Origin of the sequence: Nannocystis bainbridge (assembly GCF_028368995.1) — a bacterium.
GTDB lineage: Bacteria > Myxococcota_A > Polyangia > Nannocystales > Nannocystaceae > Nannocystis > Nannocystis bainbridge.
Window position 1 is genome coordinate 3,918,712 of the sequence record NZ_JAQNDL010000001.1, and the last position, 19,584, is coordinate 3,938,295.

The following is a 19,584-nucleotide window of genomic DNA, read 5'->3' on the forward strand; positions in this document are numbered from 1 at the left end:
CATGAAGCTCCGCGCCGCCCTCGGCCTGGCCCTGCCGCTCGCGCCGGCGTGCCTGCCCACCCACGAGCCCGGCGCGGGCGCGACCTCGTCGACGACGAGCAGCGGTACCTCGAGCTTCGGCGATCTCTCTCAAACCGCCGCGCCGACCACGACGGCGATCGACCCGACCCCGACCACCACGACGACGAGCAGCACCACCGACGCGTCGACCGGCGACCCTGGCCCGGCCTGCGGCGACGGTCAGGTCGACCTCGGCGAGGACTGCGACCTCGGCCCGGACAACAGCAACAATGGCGCGTGCACGCTGATGTGCGACCCGGCGACCTGCGGCGACGGCCTGTTGTGGCTCGGCGAGGAGGACTGCGACTTCGGCCCGGGCAACGTCGGCGAGTACGGCGGCTGCCGCCCGGACTGCACGTGGGCGCCCCGCTGCGGCGACGGCAAGCTCGACGCGGGCCTCGAAGAGTGCGACCTCGGCCTCCTCAACGGCACCGGCATGGGGCTCGAGGACAGGGTCCCCCTTGCAGCGCCACGTGCCGCTGGCAAGGCCGAATGGTGTTCCTCAGCAGCGCGACCTACGACGGCGACCTCGGCGGCCTGTCCGGCGCCGACCTCCGCTGCCGCAACCTGGCCGCGGCCGCCGGCCTCGAGCACGCGCAGAGCTTCCGCGCCTGGCTGAGCGACGGCGTCGACGCGCCGCTGAGCCGCTTTGAGCAGGTCGACCTGCAAGGCGCGCCCTACGTGCTGCCGAACGGACGGATCGTCGCCGCCGACTTCACCGAGTTGATCGAGCAGGGGCCACGCACCGGGATCGCGCTGACCGAGACGGGCGCGCATGTGACGGAACAATTCGTGTGGACCAATACGTCGGCGTTCGGCGAACCGTTCAGCGCGGCCGACCACTGCGCCGGCTGGACCACCAACAGCAACCTCGCCGCCGCCCGCACCGGCTACAACGCGCTGGAGCTCGAGATGGGACCCGCCTGGGACGCCTGGCGCGACGAACGCCAGTGGACCAGCGTCCTCGCCTGGAAGTGCGACAAGCTGTGGCCCCTCTACTGCTTCGAGGACGGCGACCTCGAGGATTAAAGGTTGACCGATCGGACCTGCCTGATCGGTCATGTCCGAAACGACATGCTCTACCGAGCATGTCCCCTCGAACATGCTCCGTCGGCCACCCTCAGATCTCGTGGGCCTGCGGCGGCTGAGCGCCGAGTAGCTCCCCCCGGCGCGGGTCTTATGGCCTCACCGGCCGAGCTCGACCCTCAGGCCCAGCTCGGCGTCGGCGCGCGCGACCGCCTCCGCGCGGCCCTCAGTACACGCGGAAGCCGTAGTCGAAGAACGCGTGTTTAAAGCTGCTGCCGGCCGGCACTGGCAGGCGGGCGTCGCGGATCAGCTCGATCATGCAGACCGCGGCGGGATCGCTGGCGGGGCGGCCGACCGGCTTGATCTGCGTCAGGCGGCCGTCCTTCGTCAGCATGAACTTGAACGTCACCGTCGACTCGAGCTCGACCCCGTGCTGGCGCCCGCACTGGGCCGCGGCCGGGCGGAAGGGCTTCAGCAGGTCGTCGATCTGGCCCTCGGTGACCACCGTCGCCTCGTTCGGGTCGTCGACGATGTCGTAGTTGACCGGCTCCTTCGCGCCTGTCTCGGAGGACTTGATCGTTCGGCCGGCCTTGAGCGCCGTCGGCTCGGGGTGGCTCGGCGGCAGCGGCTCGGGCGGCGTGCTCGGCAGCGCCACCGGTGGGTCGTCCGGCTCGGGCGGCGGCTCCTGGGGCTCGCCTGCGGCCTCGATCGGCGGGTCCTGCGACGGCACCGGCGGCGTGGTCTCGAGCACGCGTGGGTCGGTCGCGGCCGGGGGTTGGCCGTCGAGCGGGGCCACGGCCGCAGCCGGCGCGACCATGGGCGCGGGGCCCGGCGGTGGGGCGCCGGTGACGTACTCGAGGCCCGGGGTGCCGACGAGGACCCACGCGATCAGGCCTGCGGCGATCAGCGCCAGGACGATCGTGACGCCGACGCTGCTCTCTTTGACCGGCGCGGAGCCGCTGGTGGCGCTCTTGATCGGTCCGGACGAGATCTTGGCGGGTACGGCGGAGGCTTCGGCGCGGCCGATGCGGTTGTCGTCGAGCAGGGCGAGGCGCAGTTCCATGATGTTTTGATAGCGCTCCTCGGGGGCCTTGCTCAGGGCCTTGAGGATCACCCGCTCGACCACGCCGGGGATGTTGGCGTCGGGCGCGACCCGCCGCGGCGGGATCGGCGTGTCGAGCAGCTGCATCGCCAGCACGGTCGTCTGCTTGCCGCTCTTGAACGGGCACGAACCGGTCAGCAATTCGTAGAGGAGCACGCCGACGGCGTAGATGTCGACGCGTGGGTCGGGCTTGGACCCGCGGATCAGCTCCGGCGCCATGTACTCCGGCGTCGAAAGCAGCACGCCGCCGGCCAGCAGGCCCTCGGGCAGATCTTCGTCGACGATGCGCGCGAGGCCGAAGTCGACCACCTTCACATAATCGTCGCTGCTGGCGTGGCGCACCCGGTACACGTTGCTCGGCTTGAGGTCGCGGTGGATCACCCCTTGCGCGTGGGCCGCCTCGAGCGCGTCGCAGATGTGCAGGAACATCGGCAGCACGCGCGTCCACGGCAGCGGCCCGTGGCGGGTCAACGTCTCGCGCAGGCTCTCGCCCTCGAGCAGCTCCGTGACGATGTACGCCAGCACGGCGTCGGTGCCGAAGTCGACCACGTCGCCGATGTGCGGGTGATGCAGGCGCGACGCGACGCGCGCCTCCTGGACGAACCGTCGCTGCACGACATCGAGCGCGCCGCGGTTAAAGTTGGCGTTGCGCAGGACCTTGACCGCGAACCGGCGGTCGCCGCCGGCCACGGCCCGGGCCTCGTACACGGTCGCCAGCCCGCGCCCGCCGAGCGATCGCACCAGCCGGTAGTTGCCGACGGTGCGCTCGATCAGGTCGTCGGGCTCATCGGGCTCGGCGAGCTTGGCGAAGCGATTGCCGCTGCGCGACGCCGGGTCCGCCTCCTGCGCGAGGCTGGGAATTTTGATGACTCCCGAGGATTCACCGGGGGCCGGCTCGAGCGTGTGGGACGACGGGTCCATAAGACGGGAGCAGCGGGAGCGATCCGAATCATAACCGAGGCAGGCGACATGGATCGAATCCGTCGCCAGAACGCGAGCGCCCGCGCGTTATCGCACAATCGCTCCGGCGAAGAAAGCAGCTTGCCGCAGGGGCGCGACTCGAAGCTGTCCCTCGGGACAGGAACTCGGGCGCGCGCAGGTCGAGATCCGTCACCGATCTGCGAGCCTCGCCGTCGATGCCTGCGCACACCTCCCGGCGTCGGACTCGGCTTGTAATCACCGGGTCGGTCACGCATCGTACTCGAGCCCGTGATGCCCTCTGCCCGTCGCGCTGCGTTGTCTCTGGCCTGTCTCGGCGCGCTGGCGCTCGCCTGGGCCGCCCCGGCGCTGGCGAACGCCGCTCCGGTCGGGCCACCGCCCAAGCTGCCCGACGTGGGTCCGCCGCCGGCCCTGCCGGACTTCGGCTCGCAGAACGTCCCGCCCCAGAGCCCTGGCCCGACCGCGCCGCCGACCACCGCCGCGCCGACGCCCGTCAAGCCCGCCCCCGGGCCGCCGGTGATGCGCCCGTCCGTACGGCCCGCGCCCGCGCCGGTCCCGACGCCGCCGCCGCCTGCCGCTGAACCTCCCGTCGAGTCGGTGCCGCCGCCGGCCGCGCCGGGCTCGCCGCCGCCGGTGACGAGCCCGGTGCCGACCCCGCCGCCACCTGTCCCTTCGGTCAGCTCGCCCGGCGCCGACCCGACGCAGCCGGCGCCCGAGGGTCCGGCGCCGCAGGGCACGCGGGCGCCGATGATCGCGGGCGCCGACCCGACCGGGTCCGACGCCAAGCCGGACAAGCCGGCCGAGCCGAAGTCGCAGGAGGAGATCGAAGAAGAGGCGGCCCGGGCCCGGCGCAAGCAGCCGAAGAAATGGCGCCACGCCGGCCTCATCCTCGAGCCGCGGTTCGGCACCCTCGGCTGCACGCGGGAGTTCTGCGCCGGCAGTGCCGGCCACCACGAGCGGCCCGGCGCGCTGCTCGGCGGCTTCGTCGGCGGCAACCTGCTCGGCCTGGTCGACCTCGGCATCGAGGCCCAGTGGGGCACGCTGCGGCCGGGCGACCTCGCGGGCAAGAACGCCGTGACGCTCTACGGCATCGACCCGGCCCGCCTCGAGCAGGCGCTGTCGGAGCGGCTCGGCACCGAGGTCGACGTCGACTTCAACCAGCTGACCGTCGAGAGCGCCAAGGCGCGGGCCGTCAGCGCCGGCCCGGCCCTGCGGATCCACTTCCTCCGCAAGGGCCGCGGCGTCGCGTACATCGGCACCGGCATCCACTACCAGCTGTGGCGCAACCGCTACGAGACCACCGGCGGCCCGACCCGCATGGACTTCCACGGCTTCGTCGCCCCGTTCCGCGTCGGCGGCGGCGCCTTCGTCCACCCCAACATCGCCGTCACCGGCGAGTTCGCCTATCACTACGCGTTCTATGTCATCACCGGGGTCAGTCACCCCGAGCTGTCCGGGGTGGCCCCGCTGTCGATCATCGAGGGCGCGGCGCTCGACGCCGGCACCAACCTCCGCAAGGGGCTGCCGCACTTCTGGTCGTTCTCCGTCAGCGTCCGCTTCCGCCTGGGCCTGTGAGCGACGACGTCGCCGCCGCCCAGCCCGCAGTTCGGCCCGCAGTTGGCCTGCACGGCCCTGCCGGCCCGCGAGATTCGGACCGCGCTCTTTACGCACGCCGCCCGGATTTGACGCTCGCGGGACCCCGCTCTAAAGTCCGCGGCGATGCTCCGCGGTCTGGTTCACCGTCTCGCCCCCCTCGGCTTCGCCTCCATGCTGGCCGTCTCCCTGTCGGCCGTCGCCGCTTGTGACGGCGCCGGCTCGTCCCCGCCGACCGTCGAGGTCACGAGCGACCAGCTCAAGCCGGGCGGCGTGTTCATCACCTACGTCAACGGCTGCGAGAAGGGCTGCGACCAGCTCGGCCGCGGCGACCTCGTGCTCGAGCTGAACGGCCAGCCGGTGTCGACCGCCAAGGACCTGCGCGTCAGCCAGATCGCCACCGGTCAGCCGGTCAAGCTCAAGGTGCAGAAGAAGGGCGGCCAGGTGGTCGAGGTCGAGATCGTCGCCACCCCGAGCGAGAAGCTGCCGCCGATCAAGGAGGCCCCGCCGTTCTGGTCGGTGGGCGCCGCCGAGCTCGACAAGGCGCCCTTGTGGGCCCGCCGCAACCTGTACGGCCACGCCAGCCTCATGGCGATGCTCGTCAACATGGACGGCGGCATCACCGACGGCCGCCAGCTGGTCGGCAAGAAGCGCCTGATGCTGTTCTGGGACTGGGCGACCCGCGAGGAGCAGGCCCAGGCCGCCAACATGCTGCGCGTGCTGCAGATGGCCCGCGACGACCTGCAGAACTCGGGCGTGGAGATCATGTTCACGCACATCCAGTTCCCGTCCAACACCCGCGTGGCGCCGATGAACGACTCCGGCCTCCGCCAGTGGCAGAAGACCAGCGGCCTGCCCGACAAGGGCACGCTGCCGACCTACCGCTTCCCCAACGCCACCGAGTACCAGCCGTCCCGCGAGCTCGGCCTCGAGGGCGCGACGACCTACCAGCAGTACCTGCGCCAGCCGCCGGCGATCGTCCTCCTCGACGAGGACGGCATCGTCCGCTGGCACTCCGAGGGCATCCAGACCCCGCCCGCCGGCGACGAGCTGGCCGGCAAGGGCAAGGACGACCAGTGGACGATCATCCAGGCGATCGAGTTCGCCAAGAAGGAGCTCTGAGCCGCTGACGCCGGCCTGAGCCGCATGGCCCTTCGGACCTGTCCGAAGGGCCATTTGCATTTAAGCCGGCCGAACTCGGGTCGCGAGGTCATCACGCCGGCTCGCCCGGGCCGTGGCCCCGATGGCCAGGACATGTCCTCCGGGACATGTCCATGTGAATATGTTCATCTGGACATGTCTATCGGGACATGTCCACGATCATCTCGCTGCTCACCCGAGCGCGCGCCGCAGCTCGGCCAGCTCGCGGCGCTGCCTGGCCGTCGGCGCCGCGGTCTGCAGGCGCAGCAGCGCCCCGCGCGGCGCCTTGAGCTGCAGGTCGAGCAGCAGGGCCGGGCGGCGGCGCATCGGCCCGCTCGTCAGCGCCTCGATCACCCCGGCGCGCGCCCGCGGCTCGCCTTGCAGGTAGCGCTGACCATCCGCGAAGCGCGGGCGCTGGCGCAGCCACCACTGCATGGCAGGCAGCGGATCGGGCCGCGCCAGGTCGTGCTCGGGCGTGTGCTCCGTCGCCTCGTCCTCGACCGTCGCCGTCACCCCGGCCTCGTCGAGGTCGAGGCCCGTGAGCGCCTGCATCGCCTCGCCGACGAGCGGCCCGCAGTCGCCGTCGTCGAGCCACTCGAGGCAAGCGTCGACCAGCTCCGGCGCGCCGACGTGGCCGAGCGCGTAGATCGCCGCCGGGCGCCGCGACGCGTCGCCCAGGGCCGCCAGCAGCGCCGCGCGGTCGCCGGGGCCATCGCGCAGCGCCAGCAGCAGCAGCGCCAGCGCCCCGTCCGGCTGCTCGGCCCGCGAGCGCACGCGCGTCCACGTCGGCGCCGGCGCCAGCACCAGGCCGGCCGCGATCGCGGCGTCGACCACCTGCGGCGCCTCGTCGGCCAGCGCCGCCTGGATCGCCCGCACCTGCCCCGCGCCCCCGGGCTCGCCCGCCAGCGCCCGCAGCCCGAGGCCGCGCAGCGCCGGCTCGTCGCTGGCCAGCAGCACCGACAGCGCCTCGCCGAGCGGCTCGTGGCGGAACACCAGCGCCTCCGCGGCCGCGCCGACGATCGCCTCGTCGACGTCGGTCAGGCACGCGCGCAGGCGCGGCAGCAGCTCGGCGCGGTCGATGCACGCGAACGCCCGCACCAGCGCCGGCCTCGCCGCCGGCAGCTCGTGCAGCGCCGCGAACAACGTCGAGAGCGCCGTCTCGTCCGGCCCCAGCAGCAGCGCCGCCGCCGCCGCCGCGACCCGGCCCGATTCATCCGACTCGAGCGCGGGTACCAACAATTGCTGCGCCGCCACCGGCCCGCCGATCACCAGACCGTCGAGGTGCGCGTGCAGCCGCGATTCGACGTTCGCCTCGACCTCGGCGAGCGTGTAGTTGGGGGCGACCAGGCTGCCCTCCCACGACTCCCACAGGAACTCGGCCTCGTCGAGGTGCTCCTCGAGCACGTCCCACAGCGGCTCGTCGTCGCTCGCGCGCATGCTCAGTTGATCTGCACCGAACCGCCCTTGATGCGATTCGTGCCCTTCGCGCGGGTCTCGACGTAGGCGCCGCGGATCACCAGCTTGCCGTCCTTCTTCAGCGAGATGCTGGCCTCGCCGCAGCGCAGCTCGACCTCCTCGGTGCCGGTCAGGACCACGCGCTTGCCGTCGACGCGGGCCTCGCTCCCCGAGCCCGGCGCCTGCACCAGACCGACCACCAGCGGCCGCGCCGGGTCGCCGCCCTCGAACATCAGGGCCGCCGGCTGCCGCGTCGCCACCGCGTTCGTCAGCGCCCGCGTATCGAGCTCGATCAGCAGGCGCACCGGCACCGGGCCGGCGGCGTTGCCGGGGAAATCGACCAACGGCGGCTCGGCGGCGGTCAGCCACCCGAGGATCACCGCAGGCAGCGCTGGCGCCGGGGTCGGCGGGACGATGGGGACGACGCGGGACGATGCGGGGCGACGTGCGGCCATGACAGTTGCTCCTCGGTTCGTGAGACTCGATCAAAGAGGGCCCACGGGCCCGTGAAACGCGCTGGCGGGGCTCGTGGAACGCTCCGGCGAATGGCGGCGGCGTGGCATCAATTGAGCTTGATCTTCGAGCCCTTGACGGTGACCTCGCCCGAGGCCTTGATGCTGAGCTTCTTGGCCTGGATCGTGACGTCGCCGTTCTTCTTGAGCACGACCGTCGCGCCCCCGCACTGGATCGTCAACTGGTCGGCGGCGACGATCGCCGCCTTCTTGCCGGCGGCCGCGTTGAAGTTCTCGCCGGCGGTGAGGTTGACGTGCTTGCCGGCCTGGAGGGCGATGTTCTGGCCAGCGCTCTCGGTGAGGTTGCCGGCCACGCTGACGCTCTTGGCCCCGCCGACGCTCTCGGAGCTGCTGCCGCCGACGCTGACGGCCCGGGCCAGCCCGACCGTCTCCGACTTGGCGAGGCCGACCGTCTCGGTCATCGCCCCGCCGACGGTCACCGCATAGGCCGCGCCGACCGTCAGCATGCTGGCGATGCCGACCGTCTCGGCCTTGTTGGCGCCGATCGACTCGGTCTGGTCGGCGGCCACCGTGAAGGTCGCGCTAGCGCCGACCGACTCGGTGAGGTTCTGGCCGACCCCGATCGACATGTTGGCGCCGATGCGCTCGACGTGCATCTTGCCGACCGTGATCGTGCGGTCGTTGCCGACCTCGATCGCCTCGTCGTGGCCGATCGCCACGCTGCTGTCGTGCCCGACCGAGCGCGCCTCGTCGTGGCCGACCGACTGGCCCTTGTCGTGCTCGATGACGATGTTCCAGTCCTTCTGCCCGTGGAGGAAGATCTCCTCGCTGCCCTTCGCGTCCTCGAAGCGCAGCTCGTTGGATCCGCCGCCGCCCGGGCTCGACTCCGACTTGATGGTGCTCTTCGTCTTCTGATCCGGCAGCGGATAGGGCGGGGTGTTGACGCCGGTGTAGATCCGCCCGGTGATGATCGGTCGGTCGGGGTCGCCCTCGATGAAGTCGACGATCACCTCGTGACCGATGCGCGGCAAAAACATCGCCCCGAAGCCATTGCCGGCCCACATCTGACTGACACGGACCCAGCACGAGCTGCCGTCGTCGTAGGCCCCGCGGCGGTCCCAATGGAACTGCACCTTGACGCGGCCGTGCTCGTCGCAGTGGATCTCCTCGCTGCCGGGGCCGACCACCGTCGCCGTCTGCACCCCGTGCACCGTCGGCCTGCGGGTGGTCCGCGGCGCGCGGTACGGCAGATCGGCGGCCGCGCACTCGAAGCGGTTGGTGTACGAGAACTCGCCGACCGCGCCCTCGTCGAGCACCTGCGGCTGCTCGCCGCGGTGGCGGACGCGGAGCAGGCGGTACTCGCCCTCGAGGTGCGGCCGCGACTCGTCGGCGACGTGAAAGAAGCAGCCGGGGGTGAGGCGCGGGCTGTCGCTCTCGCCGGTGCCGGCGCGGCGGGTCGCCTGGACCGCCTCGAGGCGCATGCGCGCCTGCTTGCCCGCCGTCTCCGGCCCGCCGCGGCCGCCGGTCTGGAAGCCGCCGGGGTAGTCGTAGAGCTCGCGCGCGTCGCCCTGCCCCTCCTCGGCCTCGACCTCCTCGGCGGGCGTGTGCAGGTTGCGATCGCGCAGCGACACCCGCTGCGGGCGGATGCTCTCGCCGAGCGAAAATCGCAGCAGCCGCTCGCGCTCGCGGGTGGCGTTGAACCCGAGCGCCGGATCTTCGGCGATCGGCGTCCCGCCGTCGGCCTGATCGGTGATCACGAGGACGTGGCTGTCCTCGTGGTGCTCGAAGAAATAATACATGCCGTCGGCTTCGAGCAGCCGACTGACGAACGCGAAGTCGGTCTCGCGGTATTGTACGCAGTAGTCGCGCGGGGCGTAGGTCGCGTGCAGCTGCATCCGCACGCCCGCGCGCGGGATCCCGGCCGTCTCGAGCACCTTGGCGACGATCTCGGGCGTCGATTGGCCCTGGAAGATCCGGCTGCCCGCGCGCTGCTGCAGGCTCCAGACCTCGGGCACCAGCGTGACCTCGTGCAGGGTGTAGCTCGACGATTCACCGATGTAGCGGGCGTCGCACACCAGCCCGTGGACGTGGCGCAGGCCCTCGCGGCCGTGGATCGTCAACACCGCCGCGTGGCCGACCAGGTCGTCGAGCGGGATCGTCGTCGACGCCAGCTCGAAGCGGAACTCGAACAGCGAGGAGACGGCCTCCTCGCCGCCGAAGCGGACCACCCGCAGCTCCTCGCCGCAGCCGTCCACCGTGAATGTGAACATCGATCGATTGCCCAGCAGGGCCGTGCTGCCACTTTCCGTCATGAGCGCTCGAACGGAGCCAAAAAGCTACTACATGCGATCGGCCTCGACAAGGCGCCGCGGCGCCGCGACAAAACCGCACCGTTTGCACGCGCGCGACTTCGGTCACCGCATATGCGGTTGAAAGCCTGCGCCGATCCGTAGATGCTCGCTCGGTCGTGACGGACGCCGAGACCAGAGCCAAGGTCGGAGACGTGCTCGGCGAGCGTTGGGAGCTGCGCGAATCGATCGATACGAGCGGCCCCGGCCGGGTCTTCTTCGCCTGGGACCGCGAGCGCCGCCAGCCCTGCGCGCTCAAGCTGTTCGACCCCGGCGCCGTCACCCCCGACGCGTTCCGCCGGTTCGCCGAGGCCGTGCGCAGCGCCGCCGCGGCGCGTCACCCCGCGCTCGTGCTGCCCGCGACACCCACCGTCGCCGGGGGCCCGCGCATCGCGGTGCGCGAATGGCTGGAGGGCCTCGACCTCGACGGCCTGCGCGGCCGCGACGGGGCGCTGCAATGGTCGCGGGCCGCCGAGATCGTGAGCACCTGCGCGGACGCGCTCGCGGTCGTTCACGAGGCCACAGGGCTCGCGCACCGCGCGCTGAAGCCTGGCAATGTGTTCATCACCGGGGACTCGCAGGTGCGGCTCCTGGACCTCGGGATCGCCGAGCTCGGCGTGACGCCGGTGCCGGCCCGCCCCGGCGGCGTGTTCGTCGAATACCGGGCGCCGGAGCAGCTCGAGGGCCACGCCGGCGACGCCCGCTCCGACGTGTTCACGCTCGCGGTGCTGCTATTCGAATCGACGACCGGGGTCCATCCATTCACCGGCGCCTCCGCGTTCAAGGCGGCCCACAAGGCGCTGCAGTCGGCGCCCGACCTGGCGACCGCCGGCCTGCCGGCCCAGGCCCGGCCGCTGCTGGTCCGCGCGCTGGCGCGGCGCCCGGAGGAGCGTCACGCCAATGCGCGCGAGTTCCTGCGCGCATTGACGCTGGTGCGGCAATCGGTCGGCAGCGCCGCCCCGCGCCCGGCCGCCGCCGTCGACAATGCACATACCGCGGAGCCCGCCGAGCCCGTCGTCGATCCGACCACGCAGCTGCGGATCCCCGTGCAGCGCCCCCAACCCGCCGCGGCGATCGAGGCGCCCGCCCGCGGCGCCAGCCAGGCCTTCATGGCCCCCGTCGCGCCGTTCACCGCCGACCCGCCCGACCTCCGCGCGGCCGACGAGCCGGCGCTGCTGGGCACCGGACGCGAGCGAGCCACCCCGACGCGCACGCCGACCACTCCTCAACCTCCGCCCTCCGCCCTGCCCCGGCTCGATCCCGAGCCGAGCACCGAACGCGACGCCCGCCGCTCCGCGCCCGCCGAGCCGACGATCTCGCTGCCCGAATCTCCACGCATGTCCCGAAAGACAGGTTCACTCGAGCCCGTCGCCCGCCAGCTCCAGGCCTCGAAGTCCGCCCGGCCCACCGCTAACTACGTCCCCGGTCCGCCCGATCTTCCCGCCGACTGGATCACCACCGAGCGCGACCCCACCCGTCCGCCGCGAAAGCCCCTCACGCCGTCCGTCGATGACCTGGCGCGAAAGCCAGGTTCAACTCCCGGGCGCGACGACCGACGCCAGCCCGAGCGGCCGAACCCCACCACCGACGAAGACGCGGCGACCACCGCCATGCCGACGCTGCGGCGCCCGCCGCTGAATTCCGCCGCCGGCGACCTGCCCGACGGCCCCGGCGACGACGAAACGCGCGCGCTGCCCCGCCGCGGCCCCGGCTCGACCGTGATCGATGATGAACCGAGGGACATGCCCGCAAGGACAGGTCCACGCCCCGCCGAGGCGACGCTCGCCCTGACCGACCCATCCGTGCTCTCGCCCGGCAAGCGCCCCGAAGCGACCGTGGTCCTCGATCAACCCGGCTCCCTGCCCGCCGAATCGACGCTGGCCCTGTCTGACCCCAGGGACATGCCCCATCGGCCATCCCATGAATCACGCGACCTCGAGGATGCGCCACCGACAGCGACCGCGCCCATCGCCCGAGCCCGCCCCGAATCCGCCCTCGACAAGCCCTGGCTGTCCCCGCGCGGCCTCATCGTCTTCAACGTCGCCCTCGGCGCCCTGATCCTCACCGCCCTCGCCGTGGTGCTGACGCGCTGAAGCGACACGACAACCTCGAGAGCGCCGCCGCGACCGCCGTCGCCCGGAAGGCCACCCCGTCAAGGCCCCGAGAAAGCGTCTGTCCGGCGGCCAGCCCTGGCCGTCGAACAGGCGCCCGTCGATCGCCAAACCGGCGACGTCCCGCATCGGAGCCCACGACGGGGTGGCGGCCCCTCACGGCTGTAGCCGTGCCAGGGGGTCCGGGGAAGGGACGACGGAGAATTCGAGACATAATGGGAGCGAGGCACGAGCGCCCATTCTGGCGCTGAACTCTCCGGCGATCCTTCCCCGGACCCCCACGCGAGGCGCAGCCGGCAATTCGCGAAGCACGAACCCCGAGCGAACCCCGAGCCCTCGACTCGCGAAGCCCTCTACTCCAAGTCGCCCGCAGCCGCAGGCGCAGGCGAAGTCTGCCCGCGGCGCAGCGGATGCTCGAGGATCGGCAAGCGCTCGTTCTCGCTGCGCTCCACCACCAGCTCGAGCCCATCGAGCAGCAGATCGGGCGAGCTCACGCTCACATCGACCGTGTTGCTGAGGATCCCGTCCATCCCCGTCTCCGCCCCGAAGCCGCCCGTCGCGCCCGGAGCGATCCGCAGCGGCAGCGCCGGCGCGCTGTTGCCGACTGCGCGGATCCGCCGGAGCACTCGCATCGACGCCGGCGCCAGCATCGCCCCGCGCACCAGCGTCTTCTTGCCCGACGCATCGAGCCGGTAGATCTTCGCCGGCAGCGGCAGCGACACCTTGCGGCCCGTGCTGTAGCTCGTCGCGCCCTCGCGGTTCACCGGCCCGAGGATGTTCCCGTCGCGCAGCGACTCGACCACGTACGCGTACTCGTAGCCGTCCTCGCGGGCCCGGCGGAGCAGCTCCTTCTCGAGCGCCTTGCGCGGCGACCCGCGCTTCTTCGACTTGAGCTCGAGGTTCGTGATCGCCGCGCCCCACGCCAGGCCCGGGCTCAGGCGCGCGCGGCCGTTGCTGTCCTTGCGCTGCGTGTTCGGCGAGCGCGTCATCAGCAGGTCCTGCAGCACCCCGTTCTTCACCAGCGTCAGCGGCTTGGGCGCGAAGCCCTGCGCGTCGATCGTCACCCGGCCGAAGCCCTCGCGCGGATCGTCCTCGAGGTCGAGGAAGCCCGGCAGCACCGACTTGCCGAGGCTGTCTTGCCAGTGGGGTTCGAAGTCGCGGACCCGGCCGTTGTCGCCCAGCGGCGCCGGCGTCCCGCCCGTGTGCACCGCGATCGTCGACGCCAGCAGCTGCGCCGAGGCCGGCCCCGCGAACAGGATCGGCCCGTCGTAGTCGTCGTCGAGCATCGGCGCGTCGGCCATCAGCGTCAGCTCTTTGAGCACCCCGTCGACCAGCTCTTCGCCGCGCTTGCGCAGCTCCTCCGTCGCGCGTGGCAGCTCTTGCAGATGGATCGCCGCCCCGTGGTCGAGGTGCATCCCGTCGAGCGCGCGCGTGTCGGCCATCACCGCCAGCACCGCGCGGTCGCGCTGCTCGTGCAGCACCAACCCCTCGCTCGTGATCGTCGTGACGTGGCTGCGCAGCACTTGCACGAACACGTCGCCGTTGTCGATCGCCGGGTGGTCGGCGAACCGCTTGCTCAGCGCGCGCACCAGCTCGCGCAGCCCCTCGCGGTCGACCGAGTCGGTCAGCGGCGCCGGCACCGGCTGGCGCGCCAGCGGCTCAGGCTTGGGCCCGAAGTCGGCCGGCAGCGGCTCACCCGCAAGCCGGGCCAGGATCGCCAGCTTCTGCGCGTACGTGCCGGTGGCCCGGCGGAACGCCTGGTCGAGCCCGAGCCACAGCTTGTGCCGGGTCAGCTCGGGCGACGGCGCCAGCGACAGGATGAAGCGCGGCCACGCTCCGTCCTGGCCGAACACCCCCGTCTGGTCGCGCTCGGCCGTGCCGACGCGGATGTCGATGCCCGCGGCCGCCTGGTCCTCGCGCACGTCGGTGATGATGCCGCCGAAGCTGCCGTCGATGCTGAGCACCTCGGCGCGCACCACATAGACCGTCGCGTGGTACGGCGCCGGCGAGTCCGGCAGGCGCAGCCCCGCGATCCCGCGCGCGATCTCCTGCTCGATCGCCGCGATCTCGACCTCGGCCGCCTCGGCGCTGACGGGGGTCGTCGGCGCGGCGGGCGTCGGCGCCGGCGCCGGTGCGGCGGCCGCCGCCGGAGCGAGCGCCAGGGCCAGGACCAGCGGCTTCATCGCGACCTCCGCGAAGCTGGCGCCGGGGACATGTCCCTTCGGCCATCTAGCGCCGAATTCACGCTCTTGCGGGCCCCTGCAGCAGATGGCGCCGGGGACATGTTCTTCGGGTCAGCCGCCTTGCCGCTGGTCGGCGGCGGCGGCAGCAGCGGCGGCTTGCCGCGCTCGTGGGTGGCGCGCTCGACCTCGAGGTTGCGCAGCAGCAGCGACGGGCTGACGGCCGACACCGGCACATCGCCCGACTCCGCGCCGCACATCCCGTTGAAGATCCCCGGCGTGTCGCCGGTCGCCGCGATCGTCTCGAACGCCGCCAGCGGCGTCCCGACGATGTCGACCCCGCGGACCAGCTCGTCGGGGCGGCCGTCGGCCCAGATCCGGTAGACCAGCAGCGGCATCACCTTGAACGCCTGCGGGCCCGAGCGCTCGGTCGTGGTGTAGCCGCCCTGGATGTCGGAGAACCACAGCCCGTACGGCTTGCCCTGCCGCTTGACCTCGTCGATGAGCGCGCGGCGGAGCTCCTTGTCGGGGATCGTCTTGCGGCTGGTGACGATCAGGTTGCCCTGGCGGGCCACCGCCTGGTACCCGCGCTCGCGCCGGCCGTGGCCGTTGCTCTTCGTGAACGGCAGCACCGGCGAGCGACCGAGCAGGAACGTGCGCAGCTTGCCGCGCTCGACCAGCACCACCCGCTCGGCCGGCACCCCCTCGTCGTCGACGTGGTAGTGGCCCGACAGCGGCACGCCGCCGAGCGTCTCGGCCGTGGGGTCGTCGACCATGTCCAAAAAGACAGGCAGCACCCGCTTGCCGATCATGTTGGCGAAGGTCTGACCCTCGAGGTCGTCCTTCTGCCGGTGGCCCTCGAGGCGGTGGCCGAAGATCTCGTGGAAGAACACCCCCGCCGCGCGGCCGGCCAGCACCGCCGGCCCGTTGTAGGGCTCGGCCAGCGGCGCCACCCGCAGCGCCAGCACCTCGTCGCGCAGGCGCTTGGCGGTGGCCACCAGCACCGACTGCGCCGGCATCTGCTCCGGGTCCATCGCCTCGAAGCTCTCGAAGCGGTCGAGCGTCATGCCGTCGTCGGCCTGGGCCTTGGCCTGCAGCATCAGGCGCAGGCGCACCTGCGAGCCCTGGATCCGCGTGTTCTCGCTGTTGACGTAGGCGCGGTTGTCGACCCACGCCAGGAACACCGCCTGGCTCTCGAGCACGTGCGGGTCGTCGGCCAGCGCCGCCGAGATCTCGCGCAGCCGCGGCTCCCACAGCTTGCCCAGCGCGGCGAGGTCGAGGCTGACCGGCGGCTCGGCGTGGATGTTCGGCTTCTCCTCGCTGAAGTCCGGCGACGGCGGCTTGTCCTCGGTCTGGCTCTTCAGCTGCTCGGCGCTCTCGGCCGCGCTGAAGGCCGCCAGCGCGTCCTTGTACTGCGCCTCGGTGTACTGCCAGAGCGCCTGCGACAGCGCCAGCGGATCGCTCTGCACCGACACGAACATGCCGCTGCCGAGCCCGTTGCCCGGCCCGTAGTTGGCGTCGCCCGGGTGGCTGTTGTCGAGCTGGCGCGTGCCGACGCGGACGTCGACGTCGACCGTGCGGTCGGTGTCGGTCCGGTTGCGCACGATCTGCCCGTTCTGCGCCTCGAGCCACAGGTGGTCGCGGGCGATCAGGTCGTAGGCGAGGAAGTACGCCGGCACCTCCGCGCCCTCGCCCTGCAGCTGGGTCAGGTTCTTGAGTGTCTCTTGGGCCAGGAAATCAAGGACAGGTTCGGGCAGGCCCACCGGGGCCCGCTTGCGCGTGATCGCGTGCTCGCGCGCCGCATCGCCGCCGACCTCCCACACGTCCGCCGCCGGCGACGTGGTCGCCTTGCGCGGCTGGCAGCTCACCAGCGTCAGCGCCCCGACCAGCGCGGCCAACCACGGGCGCGCCGTCAGGGCACCCGCGCTCGCGGCGTCTCGGCTCGCGCGCGAGAGCGCCGGGGTCGCCGCGGGTCTGGCCGACATCGGCCGCATGATAACCGACATTGGTCAGCGCCGCGGGAGCTCGATCCGCGGGCGCTTCGGATCTTCACGCGAACGGCGGCGGTAGAGCACGATCACGCGGCCGATCACCTGCACGGCGGCGCTGCCGGTCCCGGCGGCGAGCTCTTCGGCCGCTTCGACCCGCTCGCCGGGGAAGTTCTGGCCGAGCTTGACCTTGATGAGCTCGTGGTCCTCGAGCGCGATGCTCGTGGCGCGCACGACTTCGGGGGAGATCCCCTCTGCGCCGATCTGCACCACCGGGGCCAGGGGATGGGCGAGCGACTTGAGGAAGGCGCGGCTGCGGGCGCCGAGGACAGGGCGGTTCACGCGGCGGAGTGTACCCGTCGCACGCCCGCCGCGGCCCGGCTCACGCGTGCGCGCGGTCGCGCGCGCGACTCACGCCCCCTGTCGCAGCCACACCAGGAATTCGCGGTTGCCGTCCTGGCCTTCGATCGGCGAGTCGCACAGGCCCATCTGGCGCAGGCCCAGCGCCTCGGCCGCGGCGACGACCGCGCGGCAGGCTTCGGCGTGGTCCTCGGCCGCGCGCACGATCCCGCCCTTGCCGACGCGCCCCGGGCCGAGCTCGAACTGCGGCTTGATCAGCGCCACGATGTCCGCGCGGGCCGCCAAGAACGGCAGCACCGACGGCAGCACCTTCGCCAGCGAGATGAACGAGCAGTCGGCCACCGCCAGGTCGGCCGGCTCCGGGATCGCCTCGCGGGCCAGCGTGCGGATGTTGCTGCGGTCGAGCACGGTCACCCGCGGGTCGCTCGCCAGCTTCCACGCCAGCTGCCCGTAGCCGACATCGATCGCGTAGACCCGGGCCGCGCCGGCCTGCAGCAGGCAGTCGGTGAAGCCGCCGGTCGACGCCCCGACATCGAGGGCCACGCGCTCGCGGACATCGAGCGCCGCGAACTGGTCGAGCGCGCCGCGCAGCTTGAGCCCGCCGCGCGACACGAACGGGTGGTCGGCCACGCGCAGGCGGACCGCCGCGTCCTCCGGCACGAGCGCCCCGGGCTTGCTCTCGGTGTGGTCGCCGACGACGACCTTGCCGGCCATGATGAGCGCCTGGGCCCGCGAGCGGGAGTCACACAGGCCGCGGTCGACGACGAGCTTGTCGAGGCGGACGCGGGGAGGTTGCGGCACGGGGCCCTGTCGTATATCGCAAGCTGGTGGCGCGCACGCAGCACCTCGCCGTCGCGCCCGCGGGCCCCGAGGCGGCCCTGAACTGGTGGGTCTCTCCGCTGGACGGGCCCCAGATCGTCCTCCTCGTCCTCGTGGTCGGGTGCGGGTTGCTCGGGCTCGCCTGGCGCGGCCAGCACCGGCCGCCGCCCGCGTGATGTTTCCCCCATCGCCCGCGGTGCCCGCGGCCTCCTCGCCGGTCGGGCGACGCTTGCGTCGCTGAAGCACTTGGGGTAGCTTCCCGGGCCTCCAAGTTCGCCGGGGCAGTAGCTCAGCTGGGAGAGCGGTGCGTTCGCAATGCACAGGTCAGGGGTTCGATCCCCCTCTGCTCCACTAGAATTCGAGCCCGAAGTCACCCGACTTCGGGCTCGAAGCTTTTAACGGCCTCGATTTTCACGGCCGCCGACCACGACGCGCGGCTTTCGTCCGCGCGACGGCCGCGATCATGGCTTGAACCGGCTGCGCCGAGGTGCCAGGATCGGCGGACCTCACGCCCGCAGCCCTCGGTTCATGTACAAGCTCTTCAAGCGCACCTTTTATCCGGGTCACTTCGAGGTGCAGATGGCGGGCGCCTGCGACACCGGCATGTCGCGCGAGCACAACGAAGACGCGATCTCGATCCAGGAGGACGACGGTCGCGGCTACTACCTCGCCGTCGTGTGCGACGGCATGGGTGGCCACAACGCCGGCGAGCTCGCCTCGGCCCTCGCGGTCGAGCGGATCACCGCCTACATCGACGGCAACTTCCGCAAGCAGGGCCCGCGCGAGCTGCTGTACCACGCCTTTTTGCTGGCCAGCACCGCGATCACCGAGTTCAGCGCCAAGAGCCCCGACACCGAGGGCATGGGCTGCACCTGCGTGATGGTCATGGGCATCCGCGACAAGATGTGGGTCGCGCACTCGGGCGACAGTCGGGCCTACCTCGTCGACAAGAAGGCTGCCACGCCGATCACCCTCGATCACACGATGGTCCAGGAGCTCGTGAGCAAGGGCGTGATCACCAAGGAGCAGGCCGCCGTCCACCCCTATCGCGGACGGATCTCCCGCTGCCTCGGCCACGGCCGCTCGAAGGGCGTGCCTGACATCAACGCCGGCATCATCGAGACCGGGGACAACATCCTGCTGTGCTCCGACGGCCTCTCCGATGTCGTCCCCAACGAGGAGATGCACAGCATCATCACCCAGCATCACCCGCAGGAGGCCACGCGTCGGCTGGTCAACGCCGCCAACCGTCACGGCGGCCCCGACAACATCAGCGCCGTGCTCCTGCGCCGCGTCTGCTGAGTCGCCCGCGCGGGGAGCAGCGATCATGCGGGGGATGCGGCCGATGCGGTGGATGCGGTGGTCGCGGCTCGTGCTCGTGAGTCTGTGCGCCTGTCGGCCCGCCGCCCCGGCCGAGCCGCAGGCGCCCTCGGCGCCCGACCTCGCCGAGCCTGCCCCTGCCGAGCCCGCGCCTGCCGAGCCTGCGCCTGTCGAGCCCAGCGCGCCTGTCGAGCCGATCGCCTACCAGCTCGATGGCAACCGCCTCGTCTTGCCGCGGCCGCTCGACTTCGCCGCCACCGCCGACGTCCCGGGCCGCGGGAGCGAGATCGCGCTGGAGCACGTTCGCGGCTATTTGCGGGCCAAACCGTCGGTCACGCAGGTTCGCATCGAGGGTCACTTCAGCGGCCCTGACGCCCAGGCCATGTCGGAGCGGCGGGCGCTGGCGGTCGCGCGTGAGCTCGTGCGCATGGGCATCGACTGCCAGCGGCTCTATCCGGTCGGCTTCGGCGACACCAAGCCGCTCGTCGATGGTTCGACGCCCGAGGGCCGGGCGCAGAACAACCGGATCGAGGTCCACAACGTCGCCCTGCGCGGGCGCGTGATCGGTGGGATGCCCGCCGACGGCGGCGGCAGGCCGGCCGGCGATCCGTGCTCGTGAGTCTTGTGTCACCGCCTCGCAGGCGGCCTTCGAGTCCGACTCGGCGCGTGG

Annotated in this window: 15 protein-coding genes and 1 tRNA gene; 8 read left to right on the forward strand and 8 right to left on the reverse strand. The window is 72.1% G+C overall.

Annotated elements, in window-relative coordinates:
• Position 1 precedes the first annotated feature (1 nt).
• Positions 2–679, forward strand: coding sequence for a hypothetical protein (locus tag POL25_RS15285; protein ID WP_272086748.1), 678 nt, complete (start codon positions 2–4; stop codon positions 677–679).
• Positions 680–1,312: 633 nt separating this feature from the next.
• Here POL25_RS15285 and POL25_RS15290 read toward each other — a convergent pair.
• Positions 1,313–3,109 carry a serine/threonine protein kinase gene (locus tag POL25_RS15290; protein WP_272086749.1) on the reverse strand — a complete coding sequence of 599 codons (1,797 nt, stop codon included), beginning with the start codon at positions 3,107–3,109 and terminating at the stop codon, positions 1,313–1,315.
• A gap of 291 nt (positions 3,110–3,400) precedes the next feature.
• Here POL25_RS15290 and POL25_RS15295 point away from each other — a divergent pair, with 291 nt between their 5' ends.
• Positions 3,401–4,702, forward strand: coding sequence for a putative outer membrane beta-barrel protein (locus POL25_RS15295; RefSeq protein WP_272086750.1), 1,302 nt, complete (start codon positions 3,401–3,403; stop codon positions 4,700–4,702).
• A 192-nt stretch (positions 4,703–4,894) separates the two neighbouring features.
• The gene (locus POL25_RS15300; protein ID WP_272086751.1) at positions 4,895–5,842 is read left to right on the forward strand and encodes a PDZ domain-containing protein; all 948 of its coding nucleotides are present in this window, start codon (positions 4,895–4,897) and stop codon (positions 5,840–5,842) included.
• A 210-nt stretch (positions 5,843–6,052) separates the two neighbouring features.
• Here the strand turns inward: POL25_RS15300 and POL25_RS15305 are convergent, their stop codons facing one another.
• The 3 genes from POL25_RS15305 to POL25_RS15315 form a co-directional block, all read right to left on the reverse strand.
• A complete protein-coding gene (locus POL25_RS15305; protein ID WP_272086752.1) occupies positions 6,053–7,297 on the reverse strand; it encodes a TIGR02270 family protein in 1,245 nt (414 codons plus the stop codon).
• Between the two features lie 2 nt (positions 7,298–7,299).
• Positions 7,300–7,770: a DUF6484 domain-containing protein gene (locus POL25_RS15310; RefSeq protein ID WP_272086753.1), complete on the reverse strand. Its 471-nt coding sequence runs from the start codon at positions 7,768–7,770 to the stop codon at positions 7,300–7,302.
• A 107-nt stretch (positions 7,771–7,877) separates the two neighbouring features.
• Complete coding sequence (locus tag POL25_RS15315; RefSeq protein ID WP_272086754.1) at positions 7,878–10,100, reverse strand: type VI secretion system Vgr family protein; 2,223 nt, start codon at positions 10,098–10,100, stop codon at positions 7,878–7,880.
• A 155-nt stretch (positions 10,101–10,255) separates the two neighbouring features.
• Between POL25_RS15315 and POL25_RS15320 the strand changes: the two genes are divergently transcribed.
• Complete coding sequence (locus POL25_RS15320; protein WP_272086755.1) at positions 10,256–12,229, forward strand: serine/threonine-protein kinase; 1,974 nt, start codon at positions 10,256–10,258, stop codon at positions 12,227–12,229.
• Positions 12,230–12,600: 371 nt separating this feature from the next.
• Here POL25_RS15320 and POL25_RS15325 read toward each other — a convergent pair whose 3' ends face one another.
• The 4 genes from POL25_RS15325 to POL25_RS15340 form a co-directional block, all read right to left on the reverse strand.
• Positions 12,601–14,430, reverse strand: coding sequence for a metallopeptidase TldD-related protein (locus POL25_RS15325; protein WP_272086756.1), 1,830 nt, complete (start codon positions 14,428–14,430; stop codon positions 12,601–12,603).
• Positions 14,427–16,412, reverse strand: coding sequence for a TldD/PmbA family protein (locus POL25_RS15330; RefSeq protein ID WP_272086757.1), 1,986 nt, complete (start codon positions 16,410–16,412; stop codon positions 14,427–14,429). The genes POL25_RS15325 and POL25_RS15330 overlap by 4 nt, the downstream gene beginning before the upstream one ends.
• Positions 16,413–16,436: 24 nt before the next feature.
• Entirely contained in the window at positions 16,437–16,757 is a 321-nt protein-coding gene (gene yhbY, locus POL25_RS15335) for a ribosome assembly RNA-binding protein YhbY (protein ID WP_272086758.1), read from the reverse strand.
• A 69-nt stretch (positions 16,758–16,826) separates the two neighbouring features.
• Positions 16,827–17,576, reverse strand: coding sequence for a TlyA family RNA methyltransferase (locus POL25_RS15340; RefSeq protein WP_272086759.1), 750 nt, complete (start codon positions 17,574–17,576; stop codon positions 16,827–16,829).
• Between the two features lie 26 nt (positions 17,577–17,602).
• Between POL25_RS15340 and POL25_RS44330 the strand changes: the two genes are divergently transcribed.
• The 4 genes from POL25_RS44330 (at position 17,603) to POL25_RS15360 (ending at position 19,533) form a co-directional block, all read left to right on the forward strand.
• Positions 17,603–17,770 (forward strand): hypothetical protein, encoded by a 168-nt coding sequence (locus POL25_RS44330; protein WP_272086760.1) that lies wholly within the window; start codon positions 17,603–17,605, stop codon positions 17,768–17,770.
• Between the two features lie 102 nt (positions 17,771–17,872).
• Positions 17,873–17,945: transfer RNA gene (locus tag POL25_RS15350), tRNA-Ala, on the forward strand.
• Positions 17,946–18,122: 177 nt separating this feature from the next.
• Entirely contained in the window at positions 18,123–18,896 is a 774-nt protein-coding gene (locus tag POL25_RS15355) for a PP2C family protein-serine/threonine phosphatase (RefSeq protein WP_272086761.1), read from the forward strand.
• A gap of 34 nt (positions 18,897–18,930) precedes the next feature.
• Positions 18,931–19,533: an OmpA family protein gene (locus tag POL25_RS15360; RefSeq protein ID WP_272086762.1), complete on the forward strand. Its 603-nt coding sequence runs from the start codon at positions 18,931–18,933 to the stop codon at positions 19,531–19,533.
• Positions 19,534–19,584 lie beyond the last annotated feature (51 nt).